We start from the raw sequence: 21313 nt of genomic DNA, 5'->3' as shown, positions 1-21313 counted from the left end.
ACGAGGTCAGTGGACCGCGACGCGCTGGTCGGCTCTGCGCTTGGACACGAGGCCGGCCAGCAGTGCCGCGCCCCACAGGAAGAACGCACCGTCGAAGAAGAGATGCCCGATCTTGACCTCGCGGTTGTCGTCGGAGGCGATCAGGCCGATCACTGCGCCTACGAACGAGAGTCCGCCCCACACGATGAGCAGGACCGAGCCTGCCCACGAGATGGCGAAGATCAGGGGGCGAAGCGGGACCATACCGAGCAGAGCGAGCAGGGGAAGAACGGCGGCCGCCAGTTTGAAGACCGTCAACCCGGCCAGGACGGAACGTGCGGTGCCCGGGTCGGTGTCCACCCACTCGGTAGCCCAGGAACCCACGGTTCCGAGCATCCACCGCCCGCCCGCAGCCCAGTAGCCGGAGAATGCGGCGTGAACCACGCCGATGATGCATGCGGCGGCGAAGTATCGGGTCGTCTTGCTCGTCACAGAACTGCTGCCTTTCTTCGATGTTCATCGTTCTCATTGCCATTGTGCACTAAACGACGTAATCGAATAATTGATCTCCTCCGGAGTTGAATCGTCAACGAGTTTCGGCAAAGCAAGTTCAACGCTATCTGCTTTTCGTGCGCTTTGTCGGGCGGGCTACGCGAAATCCGCGCTCGATAGTTCTGCGAAATTGCTCGGTTAATCGATCGTGAACTGCGGGCCATGTGTAGTTTACTTCCTCTTCGTAAAGAAGGGTTACGATCCATACGGTCCGGTCGGGGACTCGGCAGTTGGTGAATGCGCGGCAACGCGGATCGAACGAGTTCGGTGTCGAGATCGTTTCTCCGTCCACATGTGCACCTCGATATTCGACGCGCTGTGTGTTGTACACGAGATGTTGTTAACACTAGGAATGGTAGATGGGGATACGAATCTTCAACCAGCAGACCGAGGAGGTTTACCGTGCGCTGCTCCAACGCGCGCGGTGGAATCCACCTGACCTGGTTGCGCAGTCGCCACGGGACGATTCCGCCGTCGTCGACGACATCTGTGCGTTGCAGAACTCCCGCATGGTCGCCCCGTCCGCCGACGAGCCGGGCTACGTGCGAGCAATCGAACCTCGGTTGGCGCTCCCGACTCTCGTTGCCCGGCAGTTCAAGACAGGTGACTCCTCGGAACTCGTCGCTGCGCCGCAGCTGATTCAGAACGTCATCGAGCAGCACGAGGGTTTCACCTCGATAGCACCGGGGTGGCACGTCGGCGGTCTCGACCGAGCTGCGGTGCTCGTGGAGAGACTGGTCGCGACGGGCCGCCGGGAACTGATCTTCGCAACCCCGGTGTACACCCCCCATTCGTTCGAGCACGCTCCCTACATTGCCGAACTTGCTCGGCGCAAGGGCATGAAGGTAAAGATGTTGTGGACGGCGGCGCTCGGATTCCTTCCCGCATTGAATGCGGTAGTACAAGAATTGATGGACATGGGCTGCGAAATACGGATATCGAAAAAACTCGTCGACCGTGCGGTGATCGTCGACCGCAGCGTTGCCATCGACCTTGCCGATCCCGACGCAGTGCATCTGCATTCGCATGAAGACAAAGTCACGCAATTGTCGTTGCGGTCGGCCGAGCTGTGGAATTCCGCCCGTCCACTTCGGAGAGCCGTATACGCCGATACACCCCGAAGTGCGTTGGCCCGGCACGAAATGATCCTGGGTTACCTCGCAGAGGGCATGACCGACGAATCCATCGCCAGCAAACTCGAAGTCAGTATTCGCACAGTGCGTAGCGATATCGCCAAGACCATGTCGAGTCTCGACGCCAAAAGCCGTTTCCAGGCGGGCGTCGCGGCTTCGCGCATCGGGATCGTCTAGAAGGAAGTGATGGAGAATCGTGTTCGCAATCGTAGCGCCCGGGCAGGGTAGTCAGAAACCTGGAATGCTCGCCCCCTGGTTGTCCCCCTCCGACCCCGAAACCGTCGACGCGGCGGTCTCGGACAGGATCGCCGGCTTGTTGGAGGAGCTTTGCGACGCAGCAGAACTGGACCTGCGCTACTTCGGTACCGAAGCCGGCCCGGAGGAGATAGTCGACACCGCAGTGGCGCAGCCCCTCATCGTTGCGTTCTCACTGCTCGGCCTCGCCGCACTCGACAGTGCCGAGCTCGAGCCTCGCGACACCGTCTTCGTCGGGCATTCGGTCGGTGAGCTCGCGGCCTTGGCCGGGAGCGGGGTGCTCACTGCCTACGACGCGGTTGCACTGGCGCGAGCGCGAGGCGTTGCCATGGCGCGATGCTGCCAAAGCACCGACGGTTCCATGGCGGCATTGCTCGGAGTCGATTCCGAGCAGGCCGAGGAGATCGCCGCACGCGCGGGGTTGCGAGTGGCGAACCACAACGGCGGTGGCCAGGTGGTGGTCGGTGGCCCAAGAGACCGCATCGTTGCGCTGGCAAGCGACCCTCCGCCCGACGTCAAGGTAGTCGCCATGAGTGTGGCGGGTGCGTTCCATACCGAACTGATGGCTGACGCCCGAGAGGAATTCGCGGCAGCGGTAGGTAAGGTCGAGTTCGCCGACCCACACACCTTCGTCCTGTCCAGCACAGACGGAGAGGTGCGATCCTCGGGCTTTGCCGAGACCGTTGTCTCGGCCGTCACCTCGCCGGTTCGTTGGGACCATTGTGTGCAGACACTGCGGAAACTCGGAGCCGACCACCGTGTCGAGTTGCCGCCCGCGGGGACGTTGTCCTCGATGGCACGCAGGGAGACGCCGCGGCCGACACTGACGAAGATCGTCGATCCGGCCAGCGCGGTGAACGTCGGCACGAATCGGTAACTTGGGAACGGCATTCTCGGTACTGGAGCGACGAACAGCTACCAGGACTCCTGCGCCAGCCCTCGGACACCCGATGGGACGGCGAACGCCGACATCCCCACCACGAACGACCTACAGCATCCCCCCAATAGTCGGACATCCGGCCGCCCAGCAACAACAGCGCCCCTCGAATGTGGCGAGATGATGTCCCGGTGCTGGAACAACAGGTAGGGCAGACAGAATCCGTCAGGGATTTCGGGGCCGTCTTCGTTGCCGAGGGTGGCGTGGAGCGGCGTCTGCCGTGGATGTCGCTGCCTGAGGTTGTGGGCGAGCTGGGTCGACCGGTGCGGTCGTTTCCGTCGTATCGGGGTCAGCGGAATTTTCCGGGTTGGTACTGGTCTGCCACGATGGGCTGCAGGATCGGATTCGAGTCGTGGGTTGAGCGGGATCATCTGGTGGCGTTGGATTTCGACGTCTCGGTGGTGACTATCGTGTCCCAGCCGTTCTGGCTGCTGTGGCCGCACGGCGGGAAGCAGCGGCGGCACGCTCCCGACTTTCTGGTGTCGTCGGCTGATGGCGGGATGCTGGTGCTGGACTCACGGCCGTTGGAGCTGATCGGCGACACCGACCGTGAAGCGTTCGAGGTGACCGGCCGCGCGTGCGGGGCCCTAGGCTGGCGGTACGCGGTGTGGGACCGGTTGGACGGGGCTGTGACGTCCATCGCAGAATGGTCGCCCTCGGCTCGCGTAACCAGGTCCGCGACCCTGACCAACGCGGCAACCCTGTCGATCAGTTGCGTCCATACAGACTCGAGCGCAGCACGGCGGGTGGCGACCTGGACTCGCGTGGCGTCGTCGAGCATCACCGCGGCGATATCGTCGAGTTCGATGCTGATGTCGTGCAGGGAGAGGGTGTCGACGGCGACCTGTGTGAGTTCCTCGGCAAGGTCGAGTTGCGTGCGCTGGACGAGAAAGTGCTCGGACCTCCACGCCGGTGAGGAATTCACGCGATCGTACGACGTGCCGGCGATGAACAGCAGCGTCTCATATCGGTCGGCGAACACATCGTCTTTTTGATCTGCGACCTCAGCCATCATCGCTGACGCGCGGTCCCCCACATTTTCGAACCGAGTGTTCTTCGATACCTCAGCCACGCGATCGGCGGCAAGGTCGAGAACCGACAGCCCTGTTCTAGTGGCGAACCCGCCGATGTGCTGCCTCGGGACGGGGGTATGCAGCAGCGCATCGAAGAGTGCGTCTCGCTGGTAGAGATCCAAATGAATTCCGTCGCGGCGCTCACGTCGAACGGCACGTACACCGTGTGCGTAGTGGTCGGTCGACATCACCACGATCGTTCGGAGGTGATCGAGACGCTTGGTCAGCTCAGCGGCTCGCATCCGGTAGACGAGCGCGGATCCCGGCTTGTTCTTCGTATCCTTGACCAACCATCGTGCTCGCTCCTCGGCGAGAGCTCTCGCAGCAGCAAAGCCTCCGATCGAGGGCACCGACCTTCCTGCTCTACGCCGCGCGGCAAGGATTTCCCTGGTGGGGGCATCCAACCTGCCTGCAGCGATTGCCACCGCGGACGCGTCGGACAGCATCGGCCATCTGCCAGCCACTCGCGCACGCTCACACCAACGGCGAACCTGCTCTTCGACGCGTTCTCGGCTGGTACCGATTTCTGTGGGCTCGGACATGTCAGCTCCTCGTGGCGTACGACCAGAACCCACTGTTCCAGAATTCTCACCATGTTGGCGCGCGACCGGTCCAGAACCGACGCCGAGGGCATCAGGACGAATCAGTGACTTCCGTCCTTCTCCTTACCGAGAAGCGCCTTGGCCTCGTCGAGGCCTTCCCACACGTTCCACATGAGTACCCCTCGCACTGTGTCGCCTTCGAGATAGTAGATGACGCCTTCTTTTGGCTCGACCTTCCATTCCTCTACGGCACGCAGCGATGTGTCGACGGTTCCCACGGCCTGGTAGCCGTCGTCGAAGACGTCCGAATAGAAGTACGGCGTGTAGGTGTACGGCTCGGTATCGCCTGCCATGATGCGGCCGACTGCCTTACCCATCTCGATTGCGTTGTCTACGTGTTCGATGCGTCGACGGCCCAGAATTGCGTCGGGATAGTTGGCGACATCGCCTGCCGCGTAGACATGACGATCGTCGGTCCGAAGGTATTCGTCGACGACGATGCCGTTGTCGACGGCCAATCCACTGGCTTCGGCAAGCTCGACGTTGGGGCGCACACCGAGGCCCAATACCACTCCATCTGCTTCTACGTTCGAGCCGTCGTCGAGTTGCAATTGCACTCGAGCCGAGGCCTCGGCAGCCGTAGTCACCTTCACTGCCCGCCGGATCGTGACGCCATGTTCGTTGAACCCTGCTTCGAATGCCGCCGCGAGCGACGCCGGGAACATGTGACCACCCACCACGTCGTCGCTGGTGATCAGCGTGACCTCGACGCCGTTGAGTGCGAGCGCCGACGCAATTTCGGTACCGATGTACCCACCTCCGACGACGGCAATGTGCGAAGCCGTCTTGGTCAGGTCCCTCAGCGCGCGGTAGTCGGCGAATGTCCGAAAATAGATCACTCTCGGACTGGGCGCGATATCCAGTTGGACTGGTGATACTCCGGTTGCAACCAGCAACTCTCCGTACTCGAACGCGTCCCCGGATTGGGTCGTCACCGTTTTGTTTTCACGATCGACCGACCGGACTCGAGTATTGGTGCGCACCTCGGCACCGGTGTCGGACGCAGTGTTCAGCGGGACCTGGTCGCGGCCGAAGTCCTTGTCCGTCCACAATTTTTTCGACAAGGCCGGTCGGGTGTAGGGCCCGTCGCTGTCTGACCCCAGAATGCCGATTGTCCCAGAGGTGTCCTTTTCGCGGATGCCGCGAGCTGCGGCGTCGGCGACCATGCCGCCGCCGACGATGAGGTAGTCATAGCGCACGAGGAGCTCCTTGCGGTAGTCGTTGTTCGACGACTACCCCGCAACCCGAACTGACAATCCCGAAACCCGAACTGACGTTCACCGTGCCGATCGTCGGTGTAGCCCGCAAAGGATTCTGCCTGCACGAGCAGTACCGCAGAGGTCCCGCTCCGAATAGTTGATATGGCTTCGAAACGCTCTACCCCAGAAGTGGCTACTCACGCCGCGTTAGAGGGTCGCCACTGCACCAATGCGTCGAATCGACGGTGTGGACCTCGATTGTTGCCAGCATCACAGCCCGAAAGCCTTGGCCCCCGCTTGATTACTAGGCATTTTGGTGCAGGGTACGAAACATCGTTGACACATAGAACTATCGTGTAACAGTTCTGAGGATCTGAACGACTCACTCCTCAGGACGCGAACAAAAGGAGACGATGTGACATTGCAGATCGATTCGCTCGCCATCAGCGCCATCGAAGCACGAACAGACGAAGTCAAGATCGACCAGCTCGATGAGCAGCTAGTCACGCTCGATGCCGATATTCTCGGCGCGATCGAACGCCGCACCGAGTTGGTGCGCACGCTCGCTGCCGCCAAGGGCGACGCAGCAGTTCCAGCTGACTGGACTTCTTTCGATGCCCTCGGGTCGGACGGCTCGGTGTTCTCTCGGATGCTCGCACGCATCGCATCGAGCACACGCTAAGCAGCTACGTCCCCGTACTTCGCTTTCAGTGACCCCGCACACAGCCCACGGGCTTGGTGCGGGGTCACCTGCGTTCGATCGGCCATAGTTGGTCAAAAGGACCGTTGCTCACAATGCTCGCAGCGCCCCGCCGTCGACGGTGACCGTCGAACCCGTGATGTACGACGCGGCGGGTGACGCCAGAAACGCGACGACCCTTCCGAATTCGTCGGGGTCACCGATACGCCCAAGAGGTATGCGAGCCAAGTCCTCGTTGCCGACGGCTCCGCCGCGAGTTGTATCGAATCTGCCTGGCAAGACGCTGACGATACGAATTCCTCGTGTGCCCAGTTCGTCAGCCATATCTTTGGCGACCATTGCCAGCCCGGGTCGAAGACCGTTCGAGATTCCGAGGCCCGTCAACGGCGACTTCACCGAACTCGACAGCACCAGGACAACTGCGCCGCCTTCCGTCATCGATGCTGCTGCCGCCCTGACGAGCCGTACCGTTCCGAGAAAAATCGAACGAAACGCGTCTTCCCACTGCTCGTCCGTTGCTTCCAATGCTGTGCCGCGCGGTGGCCCGCCAACGCTGACGACGAGACCGTCGATCTTGCCCCAGTGCGCGAGGGCAGCCTCGACGACAAGCTCTGCGCTGATCGGGTGGCCATTATCGGCAACCATTCCGTTCACGGCGTTCGGGCGATGAGCGCCGAGCTCTGTCACCGCGTCGTCGACTTTCTCCTGAGAGCGAGACGACACGGTGACCTTCGCGCCCTCTCGCAGCAATTCGCGAGCACTGGCCAGACCGAGCCCCTCGGTTCCACCAGTGACGATGAACGACTTGCCGGACAGTCCCAAATCCATCAATTCTCCTCTTCGACGAAACAGCGGGAACGCGCTATCAGCTCGTTCCCGCGGACCCATCTTGCTACAGAGCTACGCACCCGAGACAAGCCGGTCGCTCCATGGCCCTGAGGATCAGCGCCGAGAGGATGCGGTTCGCCGACGCTCGTGCCCGGTCACAGGTGTGCCGGCAGACCGAATCTCTCGAAGAGTGTCAGATCGAAGAAGGACGCCACATGTGCGACGCGATTGGCTCGAAAATCGAGAACGTGCAACTGAAAAGCGACATGTCGGCCTGACTCGTTTCGCATGTACAGCCCGTATGCAGGCCGGCCGTTGGCAGCGGTGGGCAGCATGCGCATGTCCCCGGGCCCATTGGCCGGGCAATTGCCTCGAATGAGCGCTCCGATATTTTCCCCGCCCTGGTACCACCCGACGAACGGCGGCATTTCCCACACCGCGTCCGTGGTGAACAGCTCGACGAGCTGACCGATGTCGTATCGCTCGAAACTGTCGACATACTTTTCCAGCAGTTCCTGGATCTGCGCCGACGAAGGCTCGACGACTCCGTCCTCGGAGGGCGTGATCGAGTCCAGTTGCGCTCGGGCGCGCTGTACGAGGCTGTTGACCGCCGTCGTGGTCGTTGCCAGCGCGTCGGCTACCTCCGAGGCTTTCCATTGCAAAACCTCACGCATCAGCAGTGCCGCACGCTGCCGCGGCGAAAGGTGTTGCAGGGCAGCGATGAATGCCAGACGGATGGATGCTCGCCCGACGACAATGCTCGCTGGATCGCCCGAATCGCTCAAGTCCGAATCTGCGATCGGCTCCAGCCAGGAAATTTCGTGACGCTCGATCAGATCATCCGACGGATCCGAGCTGGGTGCCCCGAGACCTGTGGGCAGCGGACGCCTCGAGCGTCCCTCCAATGCCGTCAAGCAGGTATTGATGGCAATGCGATACAGCCAAGTCCGCATGGACGATCTGCCCTCGAACTTTCCGTAGCCTTTCCAGGCTCGAATGTACGTCTCCTGAACGAGATCCTCGGCGTCGTGAATGGACCCCGTCATGCGGTAGCAATGAGCCAGTAGCTCACGCCGGTACGGGTCGAACTGCGCAACGAATTCGTCGCCCTCTGCGACTGTGGTCGTCATTTCTTCGACAATAGTGCTCTCCTCCGTCAGATGCGCGGTACTTTTTCACACCCGATGCACGACGTACCGCGGCAGAGGTCGGAGGCCGCTCATCCCTGCGCTAGCCTTCGGTGCACCAAGGCCGAAGTTCATCGATCGAAAGCAGTTCCCATGACAACATCGACGAGCATCGATGACCTCGTCGAGGAGGTGTATCTGCAGCGTGGTCGCGCTTGGCAAGCAGCGCTGGTCACCACGCAGAACTTTCTCGAAACAATTGCCGACGAGATTCTCGACAATGTCGATCGTGATCGCCTCAATGCCCAGTCTGCGCGAATCAAGGACCCCGCCCGGGCCGCGGACAAGTTGCGTCGCAAGATCGCCGAAGGCCGGATAACCGAGCCCAGCACGGTGGATGAGGTCGTCGATGCCCTCGGTGATCTCATCGGAATCAAGGTTTTATGCAAAAGCCCCCGCGATCTGCACGCGTTTGTCGAGGCGTTGGAGTTGGCTTGTCGGGATCCCGAGTGCTCGGTGCGCTTCGCAAAGGACCCGATGAATTACGTGGCGTTTCCCAAACCGAGCGGTTATCGGGCGTACCACGCGGTGCTACTCGTTCGGGTTGCAACGCACCAGGGCGACATGGATGTCAAGGTGGAGGTTCAGGTGAAAACCCGGCTGCAAGACGCCTGGGGCGAGCTGACCCACGAGGACATGTACAAGCCTGGAGAGGCACTCAAGCCGTCGAAGACTCATGAGAATCAAGCTCGACATATGGCCGATCTGCTGTTGCAAGTCGATCTCATGGCAGACGATCTCGCAGCACAACTCGATTCACAGACCACAGCCGCCAAAGATGTTGCCGCCGAGCCGACTCCGGTGCCGAAGGATTCCGCGATCATCAGCGCGCGCGTGACCAGAACCGGTCCGCGCTACGCATTGGCCGTGGGCCCCGACGGTCGACGCGGGCTCATCCCGGCTAGGTCGGTGAAGGCCGTCATCGGAGCCACGGACCGGATCGATGTCGACGACTTCCTCGAAGTCGGGGATGTCGTTCAGGTCGTCGTCGAGGATTCCGAAGATGCTCTGTACTACCATCTTTCGTCTCAGCCACCGTCGCGTCGATCCAGGCGCCGCCGACGCGGGAAGGCGGGAGCGGAGCCTGCGGAGTGAGCAGGTTCGCGGTGTCAGGACTGTTCGCGTCGGGAGGTCTGTCTGGTGGGTTCCCGTCCGTCGAAGTATCGAAGGAGCGTCTCGTCCTGCGCGTCGGGGTACCAGCCGGGCGCAATTCCGGTCTTTTTTCGACGGCTCGGGGAGCGACGTTCGCTGCTGACCACGGTGGCACCGATCCCGGCGAGCACGGCGCACGACCCAATTGCCAAGAATGCAATCACGGCTATTTGAAACAGATCCATGTGTTCGGTCCCCGCCCCTGCGAACTCGTCGAACTGTCGTCATCCCGGTTTGTCGGCCCCACCGACCGGAGTCTTTCCGCGATGATACTGACACATGTTTCACCGAAGGGGGAACATGTGTGTGCACCGTTACCACGTTGCCTCAGCAGCCGAGTTGTTTCACCTGGTCTTCTCAGGTTTGTCCGATGTGGGTCGGGTAGACCTCTCTCCCTGTGACAGCCACCGATTTATCTCCTACGCCTACGGCAGTAGTCGCCGAGGTACCGGCGATCGAGCGCAACCGGGTGGGGCGCAGACAAAGTTGTCCCGGTTGCGGCGTTCCTCGTCCTGGCACCTCTGTACGCGACGCTTCCGTCCTGGGGCATCGCCAACTCCGCACGTCCGGATTCGATCTGGGAATCTTCGTTCAGCAGATTTCGTCGTACGCGAATTGGCGTGCACCGGCGTCGGATCTCCTTGGGACCGGTTACAACACCCTCGGGGATCACTTCTCTCCGATTACTGCGCTTCTTGCGCCGATTTACCGACTTTTCCATTCCGCTGAGACGCTGCTCGTGGCCCAGGCCCTGTTGTCCGCGGCCGCTGGCATTCCGCTGGCTCGCTGGGCGGTTCGAGAATTCGGCGCGCTCATCGGTGTCGTCGTCGCGTCGGCGTACGAGTTGTCCTGGGGTGTGCAGGCGGCGCTGAATTTCGATTTCCACGAGATCGCTTTCGCGATGCCGTTGCTGGCGATGTCGCTGGTCTCCCTTGGTACGCGGCGCTTTTTCCCCGCGCTTGCCTGGGCCTTACCCCTTGTTTTCGTGAAGGAAGACATGGGCTTGACCGTCGCCGCTATCGGACTTCTCGTCGCACTGTGGCCTGCGGGGAGAACCCGACTTTACGGATTTCTGACTGCACTGTGGGGTCTCGGATGGGTGCTGCTCGCGGTCGAAGGGATCATTCCGCTGATGAGTGCGGACGACTCTTACTGCCAGGGGTCGAAGTTGCCGCCGCTCGGGTCTGACATTGCCGACACCGCCCACGGGCTCGTCGACGGAGATTCACGGGCTGCAACTGCATTCCTGCTGCTCGCAGTATCAGGGTTCGCCGCGATTCGATCCCCCCTCTTGCTGGTAGCTCTACCGACCGTCGCCTGGCGGTTCCTGAGCGACAATTCCAACTTCTGGAAGCCGATCTTCCATTACAACGCCATCTTGATGGTGATCGTCTTCGCTGCGCTCATCGACGCGGTGGTGCGTAGTCGACGTCATGGACAACTCATCGAGCGGGGCGTCCGGGTGATGGCAGTCGCAGTTGCTGTTTTCGCTGTGGTGGCCTTGCCTTTTCTGCCGCTGGCTCGACTGCCCAGTGCGGACGGTTGGCGTGTCGACCCGCAGACGGCGGCAGCGCGCGTCATCTCTGATTCGATCCCCCGCGACGAGCGAATCGCGGCCTCGAACAATCTGGTTCCTCAGTTCGTCGCCACCCATGACGTTTCGGTCTTCCCCCAGCGTCCGACTGACACCACGACACCGGATTGGATCGTCGTCAACCGATCCGATCCAGCAGGCTGGCCGACCGATGAAGAGGGTGACTCGAAGGCGCTCTACGTGGCTTTGTCCTCCGGGTACGAGGTTCTCTACGAGGCGAACGGCATCGAAGTTCTCCAGCGAACACCTCTCAGCACAGATGTCGGATGATGCTCGACTCTGCGACAATCTTTTCCCAGCGGAGCCGAACTCCGGACTGGGCGGCCTATACTTCGCCGTCAAGGAATCGGGAACACCAGCTACGACGGAGCGGGAGGCGGGTCGCGACATCGACGCACCACTGAAAGGACTCGGGAATTCGGGCACGGTCGACGGTGTGGACTGCGTCGTCGAATGCGGGGAACCGGATGCGGCACCGCTGTCGACAAAGACAAAACCTGCCGCAATCAAACCAACACCGAAACGCACCCCGTGGAATCGCAAGAACCCTTATCAGGCCACCGTGCTGACAAACCGTGTTCTTTCCGGCCCGGGTTCGTCGAAGGAAGTCCGTCATTACGCCTTCGCTCTGGGCGACAGCGGACTCGTGTACGAGCCAGGAGACGGGCTCGGCGTCCGGCCGATCAACAATCCTGAGGTTGTCGATGCGCTGATCGGTCGACTCAGTCTTTCCCCGGACGTTACCGTCACTCTCAAGGGCTCCGAGCAGCGCCTCGACGAGCTCCTCACGTACTCGTTCGAGATAGGTGTGCCGTCGATGGATCTCATCGAGGCCGTGGCCGAGCGAACCGGAGACGACGAGCTGGGGCATATCCTCTCCACCGGTGATCGCGACTCTCTCGACGCGTGGATCTGGGGCAAGGACGTCCTCGACGTTCTCTCGATCGATCCGAAACTCGGCATGGAACCGTCCGAGCTCCTCGAGTTGTTGCGGCCCTTGCAGCACCGCGTCTATTCGATCGCCTCGTCGCCGCTGGCGCACGAGGGCACAGTGCACGTCACCGTTGCGAGCGTGCGATATCGGTCTTCGGAACGTAATCACGGCGGTGTCTGTTCGACCTACCTCGCGGATCGGGTAGGTGAGGGCGAGAGTGCCGGTGTCTTCCTCTCCCCCAACAAGTCGTTCCGGCTGCCCTCCGACGACGATGTGCCGGTCGTGATGATCGGCCCCGGCACAGGTATCGCCCCGTTCCGCGCATTTCTGCACGAGCGTCGGGCGCGCCGAGCATCGGGACGGAACTGGCTGTTCTTCGGAGACCAACATCGAAGTAGCGACTACACGTACGAGGACGAGTTGACAGGGTTGGCGCGCGACGGTGTTCTGAACCGGCTCGATCTGGCGTTTTCTCGTGATCAGACGGACAAGATCTACGTCCAGCATCGGATGCGCGAAAGCGGCAAAGATCTCTTCAGCTGGATCGAGGAGGGGGCGCATCTGTATGTGTGCGGCGACGCGACACGAATGGCCAAGGACGTCGATGCAGCCTTGCACGACATCGTCGCCGAACACGGCAGCCTTACTTCGGATCAAGCCGAGGACTACATATCCACGCTCAAGCGCGACAAGCGCTACCTGCGAGACGTCTACTGACTGGAGAAATCAGGTCAGTAGGGTCCGGCGCAATCCACTCGCTCGTAGCACCTGACGCTCGACGCCAGCGCGTACCGCGGCCTCGGTCCCGATGATCCGAACATGCACACGAGCGCGAGTTATCGCGGTGTACAACAGTTCCCGGGTCAGCAGCGATGACGCCTCGGCCGGCAACATCACCGAGACGGTGTCGTACTGACTCCCCTGGCTTCGGTGGATGGTCATCGCGTAGACCGTCTGCACCGACGACAAGACATTCGGATGAACCAACAACGGCTCCGATCCGCGCTGAAATGCGGCCATCAGCGCGCCGTCACCGGTGTCGATGACCACGCCGGTATCGCCGTTGTAGATCCGCGCTTCGTGATCGTTCGCCGTCACCAGCAACGGTTGGCCGGGATACCACTGCGACGGATCGAGGTAGACACCGGACGATTCCGCCACCCACTCCATTGCCTGCCGCGCCCACCGCTGCACTCCGTAGGGTCCCTGCCTGTGCGCGCACAGCAACCGGTGGGCTTCCAACCCACCCAGAGCGGCGGTGGCGTCACCGGCCCTGGCCGCAGTGGTTACAGCGTCGGCAGTCCGAAGGATGTCGGTCCGCAGTGCTGACAGGTCAGCGGGCGCATGGAAGGACAGCTCCTCGCGATCGTCGTTCAACAGGCGCATCACCTCTTCGGACCTACCGTCTCGAACTGCCACTGCCAGTTCTGCTATCGCGCCGCCGAAGCGCCTACCTCGGCTCAGCCGTACGACCCCACTTCGAAGTCGGTCGCGTTCCCCTCCCGACAGCGCGGCCTCGTAAGGATCGTCGACGGCGTCCACGTCACGGCCGATCAATGCATCCATTTCGGGGTCGGCTTCACCATGAACAGGTCTTGCCACGAGATCCGCCAACACGGCTCCGGCATCGACCGAGGTCAATTGATCCGGATCGCCGACAAGTATCAACCGGGTATCCGATCTGACGGCTTCGAGCAGCCGACTCATCATTGTCAGCGACACCATCGACGTCTCGTCGATCACAATGACGTCGAAGGGCAGTTTGTTCGAGGCATTGTGGCGAAATCGACTCTTGCTTCCACGTTGCCAACCGAGCAGGCGATGCAGGGTCATCGCGGTGAGGGTGTCGGGTAGACCGAGCTTTTCCGATTGCTCGGTCACCGATTCCTGTAGTCGCGCAGCCGCTTTGCCGGTGGGGGCTGCCAACCCGATGCGGATCGAAGGTCCGTATTGGCGGACGAACATCGCCAGCACACGCGCGACGGTATGAGTCTTGCCCGTACCCGGTCCGCCCGCGACCACAGCTGTCCACGACGTGGCGGCGAGAGCAGCAGCGATGCGTTGCCGATCGGGCGCGGCAGTGGGCTCGCCATGTTCGTCCACGAAGAGCGTGTCCAGCAGAGTCATGACCTGATCGGAGTCGACGACTGGACGTGACTCGTCGCGTCCGGCGAGAACCTCGCGGATTGTTCGCTCCTGCAGGTAGTACCGATCGAGGTATAGAAGCTCACCCTCGTCGGTCGCGACGAGGCGAAGAGGCTTCAGTGGACCGCGATCTCCGCCGCGCACCAACGGACTCACACGGAGCGCGGAGGTGATGTCTGCCAGCTCCGGCCATGGGAGGGCATCGAGGTCGACATCCGCTTCCTCGTCCACGGTGACCTCGCGAAACCGGTTCAGGTCCAGACATACCGAACCGGACCGGACAGCTCGAACCGCGAGGGCGGCCGCGAACAATACGTGCTCCGACGGCTCACCGCCGAGCGCGCCCAACCGCAGAGCGACGTGCACGTCTGCTGCCGCCAGGACGCCCGCCGAATTGAATGTGCGCAGGATACCGGTGGCTCGTTGAACCAGTTGTGCGTCGGTCATGATACGGCTGATCCTGCCAGGAGATCGGACACGGACGTAACCAGTTCGGCAGGAGGATTCCAGTCGAACACCCCACAACCCGAGGGTGTTTCGGGCCCGACCATGCCGCGTACGAAGTGGTATTGCACCCCACCGAGGTGGACCTCGGGATCGTACCCGGGCTGGCGCCACCGCAGATATCGATGCAGCGCCACCGCATACAGCAGCGCCTGCAGCGGATAGTGCGAGCGCATCATCTCCTGAGCCATTCGTTCTCTGGTGAAATGCAGGACGGTCAGATCACCGCGGGAGAGCCTGTTCGTCTTGTAGTCGACGATGACGTACTTGGGCCCAGGTATTCGGAGGACGGAGTCGATGCTGCCGGTGAGATAGCCACGCAGCGGCTTCGATTCGAGAACTTCGAGCTGGTCCGCGTATGAGGCAAGCGCGTCGTCCGCGGGCAGATAAGTGCGGAGCAGTCGCGAGATACCCCGCAGAGTCACGTTCGTTGTCCCGGGATCGTCGCCTCCGTTCAGTGGCATCTCGAAGTCGAGTTCGGCCAGATGGTCACGTGGAGCTATGTCCGCGAGCGTCCCGAAGCCGAGGGGAGTTCGCAGGACCGGCATCAACGCCGCAGCAAGTGCTGACGGATCGATCTCGGCCGACCTCTCGGCAACCGCTTCGTTGCATCGAAGAAGCACTTCGGCGTCGAGATCGACCGCTGCGGTATCGACGTGTTCGAGGATCTCGTGCACAAGTGTGCCGAAGTCGGCCCCCGCGGGCATACCGTTCATCGGAGACGGAATCCCTTCCAGCACTTCGTCGATAGACCGCGCTTCCGCTGGCTCGTCGTCCTTCTCTGGTTGCTCGGGTTCGCTCGACACCCCCGGCACGTCGTGCGCTGCGGCGGTCAACGCGGAGTAGGAAGTGCGACGCCACAGCATGTCGAGACTACGGGTGAACGTCGCGGCCGCAAGCTCTTCGGTCGTATGTTTCACCGCGCTCCACGTTGGGACTGCACTGCGCAGGCCTACTGTCTCGATGGAAATCCGGCCACCCGCTTGACCGGCCCAGGACTCGAGCCTGCCCTCCACCGCAACGTCTTCGGGTACCTTGGCCTTCTCCTCGGGCTCGGCCACTCCTGACACCCGGGCGAAGATGAGCCGATGCAACGGCGACGCTGCGGTGGAGAATGCCGGCGCCCACCATAGGACGACCTGACACTGAGCTCTGGTGAGCGCGACGTAGAGCAGCCGAAGTTCTTCGCCCGCTTCTTCCTTGTCGCGAATCAGTTTGCGAGCGGCGTATCCGCGACCGGTACGGCCTCCGACATCGAGGACACGTTTGCCGCTCTCGTCGTGCAGTAGAAGCGTGCTGGGATAAGGATTCTTCGACGCATCCCACGCATACGGAATGTAGACGACGGGAAATTCCAGTCCCTTGCTCGCATGCACGGTGGCGATCTGTACCGCCGCTGCGTCGCTGTCGAGACGTCTGCTGCGGTCGGCGATGCTGCCCGATGTCGGATCGTCGATCCTGTCGGTGAGCCAGCGGGTCAGTGCGCTCGGCCCGAAAGAGCCCTCGACGGCAGCACGATTGAGCAGTTGGGCGACGTGCCGAAGATCGGTGAGGTGTCGCTCACCGGCTCGGAGTGCGAGTAGCCGGCCTTCCAACCGTGTTTCGGAGGCGAGCTTTTCGAATACGGCGGCAAAACCTGCGTACGCGAACAACACTGCATAGTCCCGCAATCGAGCACTGACGTCGGATACGGCGTCGTCGCCTCCACTGTCCAGCTTCTCCGCGGTCCATCCGAACAGCGGAGTGAGTGCGGCGAGGCGAACACGATCGGCACGGTGTGGCTGTTCGAGCGCCTGCAGAAACCACAACCAGTGGCTTGCGCTGAGCGTGTCGAACACGCTGGACCCGCCGGCCAGTACCGAGGGCACGCCGACTCGATCGAGCGCATGACGCACCAGTGCGATCTGTGAGCGTGTCCGCACCAGTACCGCAATGTCTCCCGGAGTAACAGTATCTCCACGCCGCGGCAGCGAAAGCGGGATCGCGGACTGGAGGAGCTCGACGATGTCGGACGCGACGTCATCGGCGACACGGTCACGAAGCATGCCGACCGCTGGAAACCCCGCTTTGTTGAGCGGGCCTGCACCTGTCCGAGGGAGGTAGCGAAGGCGCAGCGGCGGTACACCGGACATCCGAGAAACGTCGTGTGTCGAGCCCACGGGGTGAGCGATGATGTCGCCGTGCCCGAGAGCTGCTCCAGCATAAACATTTTCGAGTGCACCGAGCAGACCGGAATCGCTTCGCCAGTTTCTCGTCAGTTCGAGGTGTCGATCGGCGAGGCCGACAGCATCGAGGTAACTGAGTACCTCAGCGCCGCGGAACGCGTAGATGGCCTGCTTGGGATCGCCCACCAGTAGCAGAGTGGACCTGCCGTGGAATGCTCGACGAAGAATGTCCCACTGCAGCGGGTCGGTGTCCTGAAACTCGTCGACGAGCACTACCCGAAATCGTTCCCGCACCCTCGCACACGCGGCGTCACCGTGCTCGGGATCGACGAGAACACGGTGGAGCAAACTCAGTAGATCGTCGAAATCTCGTATCCCGGCTAGCTTCTTGCGACGATGCACTTCTGCACGCGCCTCTTCCGCGAAAATGACGCGATGGCCCGCTTCGGTGTCTTCATCACGCTCCGGGACCAGTTGGGCTTGTCTGTCGCGAACCGCTTCTCGGGCCACTTGACGAGCGTCGGTAGGCCCGATAGGCGGTTCGAACTCTGCACGGCTGTATCGCCGCAGGTAGATATCGTCGACCACCTCGCTCGTCAGGTCGTCGACTGCCTCGACAAGAATCGCTTCCGGTTCACGTTCTCCGGTGATGCCCAACCCGTCGAGCATGCGCTGACAGAAGCTGTGGGTCGTCGCGATGGTTCCCGAGTCGAATTCGGACAATGCACGAAGCAACCGTGTGCGACGCAGGGCGACTTCTTCTTCCGTCCCCTCAGCCAGATGACGGACGAGGGAGTCGTTGCTTGTCGACGAACTGCCCAGCCCGCCGGCGACCTCGGCGAATCGATTGCGCGTTCTTTCACGCAACTCCTGAGTTGCGGCCCTACTGAAGGTGACGAGCAGCAACTGCGAGACATCCGCCAGGCCCTCGGCGATGTACCGGGTCGCGAGACCGACGATAGCGAACGTCTTGCCCGTTCCTGCACTGGCCTCGAGGACAGTGGTTCCCTCGGGGAGTGGACCGAGGAGGTCGAAGTCGGTCATGGCTGGCCCTCCTTTTCCGCGTCGAGCAATGGACACCACAATCGGCGCGCAAGAACTCCGAAGAGCGTCGATTCCTCACCCCAATGAGGATCTTCGGATCGCACCGGCGTCGACGTCAATACCTCCAACGAGGCGCCGGCGCCGTACAAGTAAGCGATACTTCGGTCTTTTGCATCACCGAATTTGTCGGACCAGGTCTTCTCGGCCGCCGCGATGGCGTCGTCGACCGATGCACCGCGAAACCTCCGCTCTGCGTAGACCGACGAAGCCCCCGGCGCGATCGGAAGCGGTGACGTCAAACCGAGGTCCCGTAGGGCCACGAGCAGTTCCAGTTGCGCGAGTGCGTCCGCGGGTGCCGTGATCGTCGATCGCCACGCCGCTCGGTTCCCCGGACCGCGGCCCGTCGTGACGGCCTGCCACCGTCGCGAATCATCCTGTGCTGCAACGACGAGGAGTCGAACCCATGCCGCCAGACGATGCTTCGGCGCAAGACGCGAATACGACGTCCTGGCAATGGTGTCTCCGTGAATTCCGGTGACCGTCCCGCTCAGTCGTCGACCGGATCGCAGTTCGATGGATATGTCGAGTGCGCTTGCGTCACCGGCATGAACTTCTCGGGAAACGTCGACCAGCGCGTCCACGGCGCGAGTGATGTCCTGCAACTGCTTTTCGCCGAGATGAAACGGCGGGAGGGTTCCGCGCCGCCACTCTGCAGCACGGAAGTCCGCGACTTCGGTGCCCGAAAGACGCTCGGCGAGCATGCGATCACCGATGTCCCACTTCTGCAGTCCGTCCAATTCGACGGTAAGTGAATCGGACAGATCGTCTTCGATCTCCGGCACGCGAATGCCCAATCGCTGTTTCAGAAATGCGGCAATGGGATGTTCGAGGAAAGCAACAAGGTCGTTGAGAGCCACGTCGCCTAGAGCCACGTCGCTGAGACCTCGCGCCGGGAGCGCGGAGGCGAGAAAGGGCGGCGGCGCGACTGGTTCGCGTTGACTCGCTCGCGCTCCGTCGAGCGAGGCCTTGTCGTAGCTGAGCGGATCACGTCGATCGAAGTTTCGGGAGTCGAAGGGTTGCAGGGGATGTCGAGTCACCACATCGGCTCCTGCAGTTGCCGCGACCACGTCGAGAAGTTCGGTGAGCGGAATTGCCGGTGGCTTCACCGAACCGGACACCGGGTCGGCACCCGTGTAGAACAACAGCAGCTTCTCCCCTGCCGACATCACTGCGTCGAGCAATAATTGACGGTCCTCACTGCGGACGTCACGCTCGCCGGGGGCCGGGTCACGAGAAAGAACGTTGTCGCCATCGACACTGCCCGCTCGTGGGAACACTTCGTCGTCGAGGCCGAGAAGCACCACGATCCGATGCGGAACGGATCTCATCGGAACCATGGTGCAGACCGTCAGCTCGCCGGTACGAAAGTTGGCTCGCGAAGGCCGTCCGGCAAGAGCCCGCGTGAGCATTGCCCGCACGTCGGCCAACCGGATGACCGAATTTTCGCCGTGCTCGGTGGCCTCGGTGAGTTCACGTAGTGCTTGCGCGCGTTGCCATGCGTCGGAGGGAGCAACCTCCGCGAGCAGATCGAGTGCTCGAACGAGTGCGTGGCACCATTCTGCCGTCCGCTGTGGCCCTTGTAGATCACGCAAGGTCACCGCCAGGCGATCGATGAACTCCGCGAACCGACCGGTCAGGTCGATGTCGTTGCCATCGACGTCGTCGACCGGCAGTGCCAGATCGAGCCACTCGTGAGCGGTTTCGTCGGCGGCTACGCCCAACAGCAGACGGTCGACGGCACTGTTGAACGTGTTCTGCCGAAAGCCGCCGAGGCCGAAGCTCTCGCGTTGACGGGAGTTGATCCCCCACCGAGCACCCGATACCTGTGTCCATTCACGGAGGCGTTCCACATCGTCATCGGAGAAGCCGAACCGAAGGCGGACCGGGTCGGCAGCGACGAGGTCGAGAAGCTGACTGGCAGTCACTCGTCCCACCGCAAGGTCGAGCAATGTCGCGATCACGGCGAGAAGCGGATTGGTCTGCCGCAGCCCCCGGTCGGCCAGCCGGACGCGAAGGGTGTGACCGGGATGTGCCAGCCCGCCCTGTCCGAAAGTCGCTCTGATCAGCGGCGCATATGTCTCGACGTCGGGGCACATGACCAGCACGTCGCGGGGTTCGAGCGTCGGATCATCGTCGAACAGGTGCAGCAGGGTCTCTCGTAAGACCTCGACTTGGCGTGGAGCACCGTGACACGCGTGGACGGCGATAGTGCCGTCCGGTTCGGCTGTCCTGGTTGGGGCTCGGTTGTTCGCGATGTCGTCCTGCACTCGGCCCAGCAACGTGTCGGGAACGCCGGCACCGGGTTCGACCGCATCGACGAGGTCGCCACCGAGCCCGAGGAGTCGCATCTGCAGTTCACGCACGTCTCGGGCAAGGCTGGCGAGCAGTGGGTGTTCTATCGTCACTGCCGATCGGTCATCGGATCGCCTGTTGACGCGTTGCTGGTCGACGCGCTGCGTCCACATTCGATCGCTGGGATGCGGCAGCCACACATGCACGTCGCGATGTTCGGCGATCGCGGCTATCACCTGCAATTGATCGGTTGTCAGTCTCGTGGCACCGAATATCGACACCCGTTCAGGGAGGCCGAGTATCGATCGGTCGGCACGGATGGCTGCACACACATCGTCGAGAAGTTCGGCAGGACTCGCGTGTCCGATACGGGCGCGAACCGCACGCCACAGTTCGGCTTGCCAGCGCAGGTCCTCGGCCAAAGCGCCGCCGAAGCCGTCACTGTCGACGCCCGCCGACCAGTCGACGAGCATCGACGGACGGTCCGCGGTGTAGGTCCGAAAGAGCTCGGACAGGTGGGCTGCTGTGGACCATCTACGTCCGGCCCGGTGCTCGTCCGTTCCGTTACCGAGGTGCTTGGCGAGCACCGCGCACCACGGTTCGGTCAGCGAGCCGTCGATGACGTCGAGCGTCGCCCACAGGACGCGTCCGCGTGACCATGGTTCCAGGTCGCGATCGCGTCCGAGGGCCGCCGATCGCGCGTCCTCGACGAGGCGGGTCGGCGAAGGAAACTCGATATTGGCGCCGATACCGTCACCCGATGCCCCACCCAGCGACATAGACAGACGCTGAGTCAGCCAGCGCTCGACGCCCTTCGCAGGGACCGAAATCACTTCGGCTGCAAAGGGATCGGCCAGAGGGCTGGACATCACCTCAGCCAGTGCCGTTGCGAGCGAATCCCCACGGGTGGCGCGATAAAGCCTCAGCACCACTGAAATGTCTCCTTCTGCGATCGCTCACTGCACGGACGGTCACTCG

At 62.2% G+C, this 21313-nt stretch carries 15 protein-coding genes; 7 read left to right on the top strand and 8 right to left on the bottom strand.

What is annotated here, in order from left to right:
• Nucleotides 1-6: 6 nt before the first annotated feature.
• Complete coding sequence (locus BJI47_RS10890; protein ID WP_088943736.1) at nucleotides 7-471, bottom strand: DUF3995 domain-containing protein; 465 nt, start codon at nucleotides 469-471, stop codon at nucleotides 7-9.
• A 419-nt stretch (nucleotides 472-890) separates the two neighbouring features.
• On the opposite strand from BJI47_RS10890, the gene BJI47_RS10885 reads away from it, so the two are divergent.
• The 3 genes from BJI47_RS10885 to BJI47_RS24570 all read left to right on the top strand — a co-directional run bounded on the left by BJI47_RS10885 (nucleotide 891) and on the right by BJI47_RS24570 (nucleotide 3851).
• Nucleotides 891-1841, top strand: a complete 951-nt coding sequence (locus BJI47_RS10885; RefSeq protein ID WP_088943735.1) for a LuxR C-terminal-related transcriptional regulator — start codon at nucleotides 891-893, stop codon at nucleotides 1839-1841.
• A 19-nt stretch (nucleotides 1842-1860) separates the two neighbouring features.
• Nucleotides 1861-2796 (top strand): ACP S-malonyltransferase, encoded by a 936-nt coding sequence (locus tag BJI47_RS10880; RefSeq protein WP_125458711.1) that lies wholly within the window; start codon nucleotides 1861-1863, stop codon nucleotides 2794-2796.
• Between the two features lie 170 nt (nucleotides 2797-2966).
• Nucleotides 2967-3851, top strand: a complete 885-nt coding sequence (locus BJI47_RS24570) for a TnsA-like heteromeric transposase endonuclease subunit (protein ID WP_368655886.1) — start codon at nucleotides 2967-2969, stop codon at nucleotides 3849-3851.
• A gap of 721 nt (nucleotides 3852-4572) precedes the next feature.
• On the opposite strand, the gene BJI47_RS10865 is transcribed toward BJI47_RS24570, so the two are convergent.
• Entirely contained in the window at nucleotides 4573-5730 is a 1158-nt protein-coding gene (locus BJI47_RS10865) for an NAD(P)/FAD-dependent oxidoreductase (RefSeq protein ID WP_088943732.1), read from the bottom strand.
• A gap of 415 nt (nucleotides 5731-6145) precedes the next feature.
• Between BJI47_RS10865 and BJI47_RS10860 the strand changes: the two genes are divergently transcribed.
• The gene (locus BJI47_RS10860; RefSeq protein WP_088943731.1) at nucleotides 6146-6412 is read left to right on the top strand and encodes a hypothetical protein; all 267 of its coding nucleotides are present in this window, start codon (nucleotides 6146-6148) and stop codon (nucleotides 6410-6412) included.
• 108 nt (nucleotides 6413-6520) lie between these two features.
• Here the strand turns inward: BJI47_RS10860 and BJI47_RS10855 are convergent, their stop codons facing one another.
• A complete protein-coding gene (locus BJI47_RS10855; protein WP_088943730.1) occupies nucleotides 6521-7258 on the bottom strand; it encodes an SDR family oxidoreductase in 738 nt (245 codons plus the stop codon).
• Nucleotides 7259-7413: 155 nt separating this feature from the next.
• Entirely contained in the window at nucleotides 7414-8400 is a 987-nt protein-coding gene (locus BJI47_RS10850) for a sigma-70 family RNA polymerase sigma factor (protein WP_254900524.1), read from the bottom strand.
• Between the two features lie 138 nt (nucleotides 8401-8538).
• On the opposite strand from BJI47_RS10850, the gene BJI47_RS10845 reads away from it, so the two are divergent.
• Entirely contained in the window at nucleotides 8539-9540 is a 1002-nt protein-coding gene (locus tag BJI47_RS10845; RefSeq protein ID WP_088943728.1) for a GTP pyrophosphokinase family protein, read from the top strand.
• 14 nt (nucleotides 9541-9554) lie between these two features.
• On the opposite strand, the gene BJI47_RS10840 is transcribed toward BJI47_RS10845, so the two are convergent.
• Entirely contained in the window at nucleotides 9555-9782 is a 228-nt protein-coding gene (locus tag BJI47_RS10840) for a DUF2510 domain-containing protein (protein WP_088943727.1), read from the bottom strand.
• A gap of 212 nt (nucleotides 9783-9994) precedes the next feature.
• On the opposite strand from BJI47_RS10840, the gene BJI47_RS10835 reads away from it, so the two are divergent.
• The gene (locus tag BJI47_RS10835; RefSeq protein WP_254900516.1) at nucleotides 9995-11461 is read left to right on the top strand and encodes a DUF2079 domain-containing protein; all 1467 of its coding nucleotides are present in this window, start codon (nucleotides 9995-9997) and stop codon (nucleotides 11459-11461) included.
• Entirely contained in the window at nucleotides 11451-12842 is a 1392-nt protein-coding gene (locus tag BJI47_RS10830) for a sulfite reductase subunit alpha (RefSeq protein ID WP_254900515.1), read from the top strand. The genes BJI47_RS10835 and BJI47_RS10830 overlap by 11 nt, the downstream gene beginning before the upstream one ends.
• A gap of 9 nt (nucleotides 12843-12851) precedes the next feature.
• Here BJI47_RS10830 and recD read toward each other — a convergent pair whose 3' ends face one another.
• From recD to recC, 3 genes are read right to left on the bottom strand one after another with little or no spacing between them, the layout of a single operon-like run.
• Nucleotides 12852-14717 carry an exodeoxyribonuclease V subunit alpha gene (gene recD / locus BJI47_RS10825; protein ID WP_088943725.1) on the bottom strand — a complete coding sequence of 622 codons (1866 nt, stop codon included), beginning with the start codon at nucleotides 14715-14717 and terminating at the stop codon, nucleotides 12852-12854.
• A complete protein-coding gene (locus BJI47_RS10820; RefSeq protein ID WP_088943724.1) occupies nucleotides 14714-17983 on the bottom strand; it encodes a UvrD-helicase domain-containing protein in 3270 nt (1089 codons plus the stop codon). Before BJI47_RS10820 ends, recD begins: the two co-directional genes overlap by 4 nt.
• Nucleotides 17980-21264: an exodeoxyribonuclease V subunit gamma gene (gene recC, locus BJI47_RS10815; RefSeq protein ID WP_088943776.1), complete on the bottom strand. Its 3285-nt coding sequence runs from the start codon at nucleotides 21262-21264 to the stop codon at nucleotides 17980-17982. The genes BJI47_RS10820 and recC overlap by 4 nt, the downstream gene beginning before the upstream one ends.
• Between the last annotated feature and the right edge of the window lie 49 nt (nucleotides 21265-21313).

This window comes from Rhodococcus sp. 1168 (genome assembly GCF_002091955.1).
Classification (GTDB): domain Bacteria; phylum Actinomycetota; class Actinomycetes; order Mycobacteriales; family Mycobacteriaceae; genus Rhodococcoides.
The sequence above is the reverse complement of the archived record's forward strand: the minus strand, read 5'-3'. Positions and strand labels throughout refer to the sequence as shown.

What these genes read in the sequence shown, in the direction of transcription:
- BJI47_RS10885 (WP_088943735.1), top strand. Translation starts at nt 891, where the DNA reads ATGGGGATACGAATCTTCAACCAGCAGACCGAGGAGGTTTACCGTGCG.
- BJI47_RS24570 (WP_368655886.1), top strand. Translation starts at nt 2,967, where the DNA reads ATGTGGCGAGATGATGTCCCGGTGCTGGAACAACAGGTAGGGCAGACA.
- BJI47_RS10855 (WP_088943730.1), bottom strand. Translation starts at nt 7,258, where the DNA reads ATGGATTTGGGACTGTCCGGCAAGTCGTTCATCGTCACTGGTGGAACC.
- BJI47_RS10845 (WP_088943728.1), top strand. Translation starts at nt 8,539, where the DNA reads ATGACAACATCGACGAGCATCGATGACCTCGTCGAGGAGGTGTATCTG.
- BJI47_RS10840 (WP_088943727.1), bottom strand. Translation starts at nt 9,782, where the DNA reads ATGGATCTGTTTCAAATAGCCGTGATTGCATTCTTGGCAATTGGGTCG.
- BJI47_RS10830 (WP_254900515.1), top strand. Translation starts at nt 11,451, where the DNA reads ATGTCGGATGATGCTCGACTCTGCGACAATCTTTTCCCAGCGGAGCCG.
- recD (WP_088943725.1), bottom strand. Translation starts at nt 14,717, where the DNA reads ATGACCGACGCACAACTGGTTCAACGAGCCACCGGTATCCTGCGCACA.
- BJI47_RS10820 (WP_088943724.1), bottom strand. Translation starts at nt 17,983, where the DNA reads ATGACCGACTTCGACCTCCTCGGTCCACTCCCCGAGGGAACCACTGTC.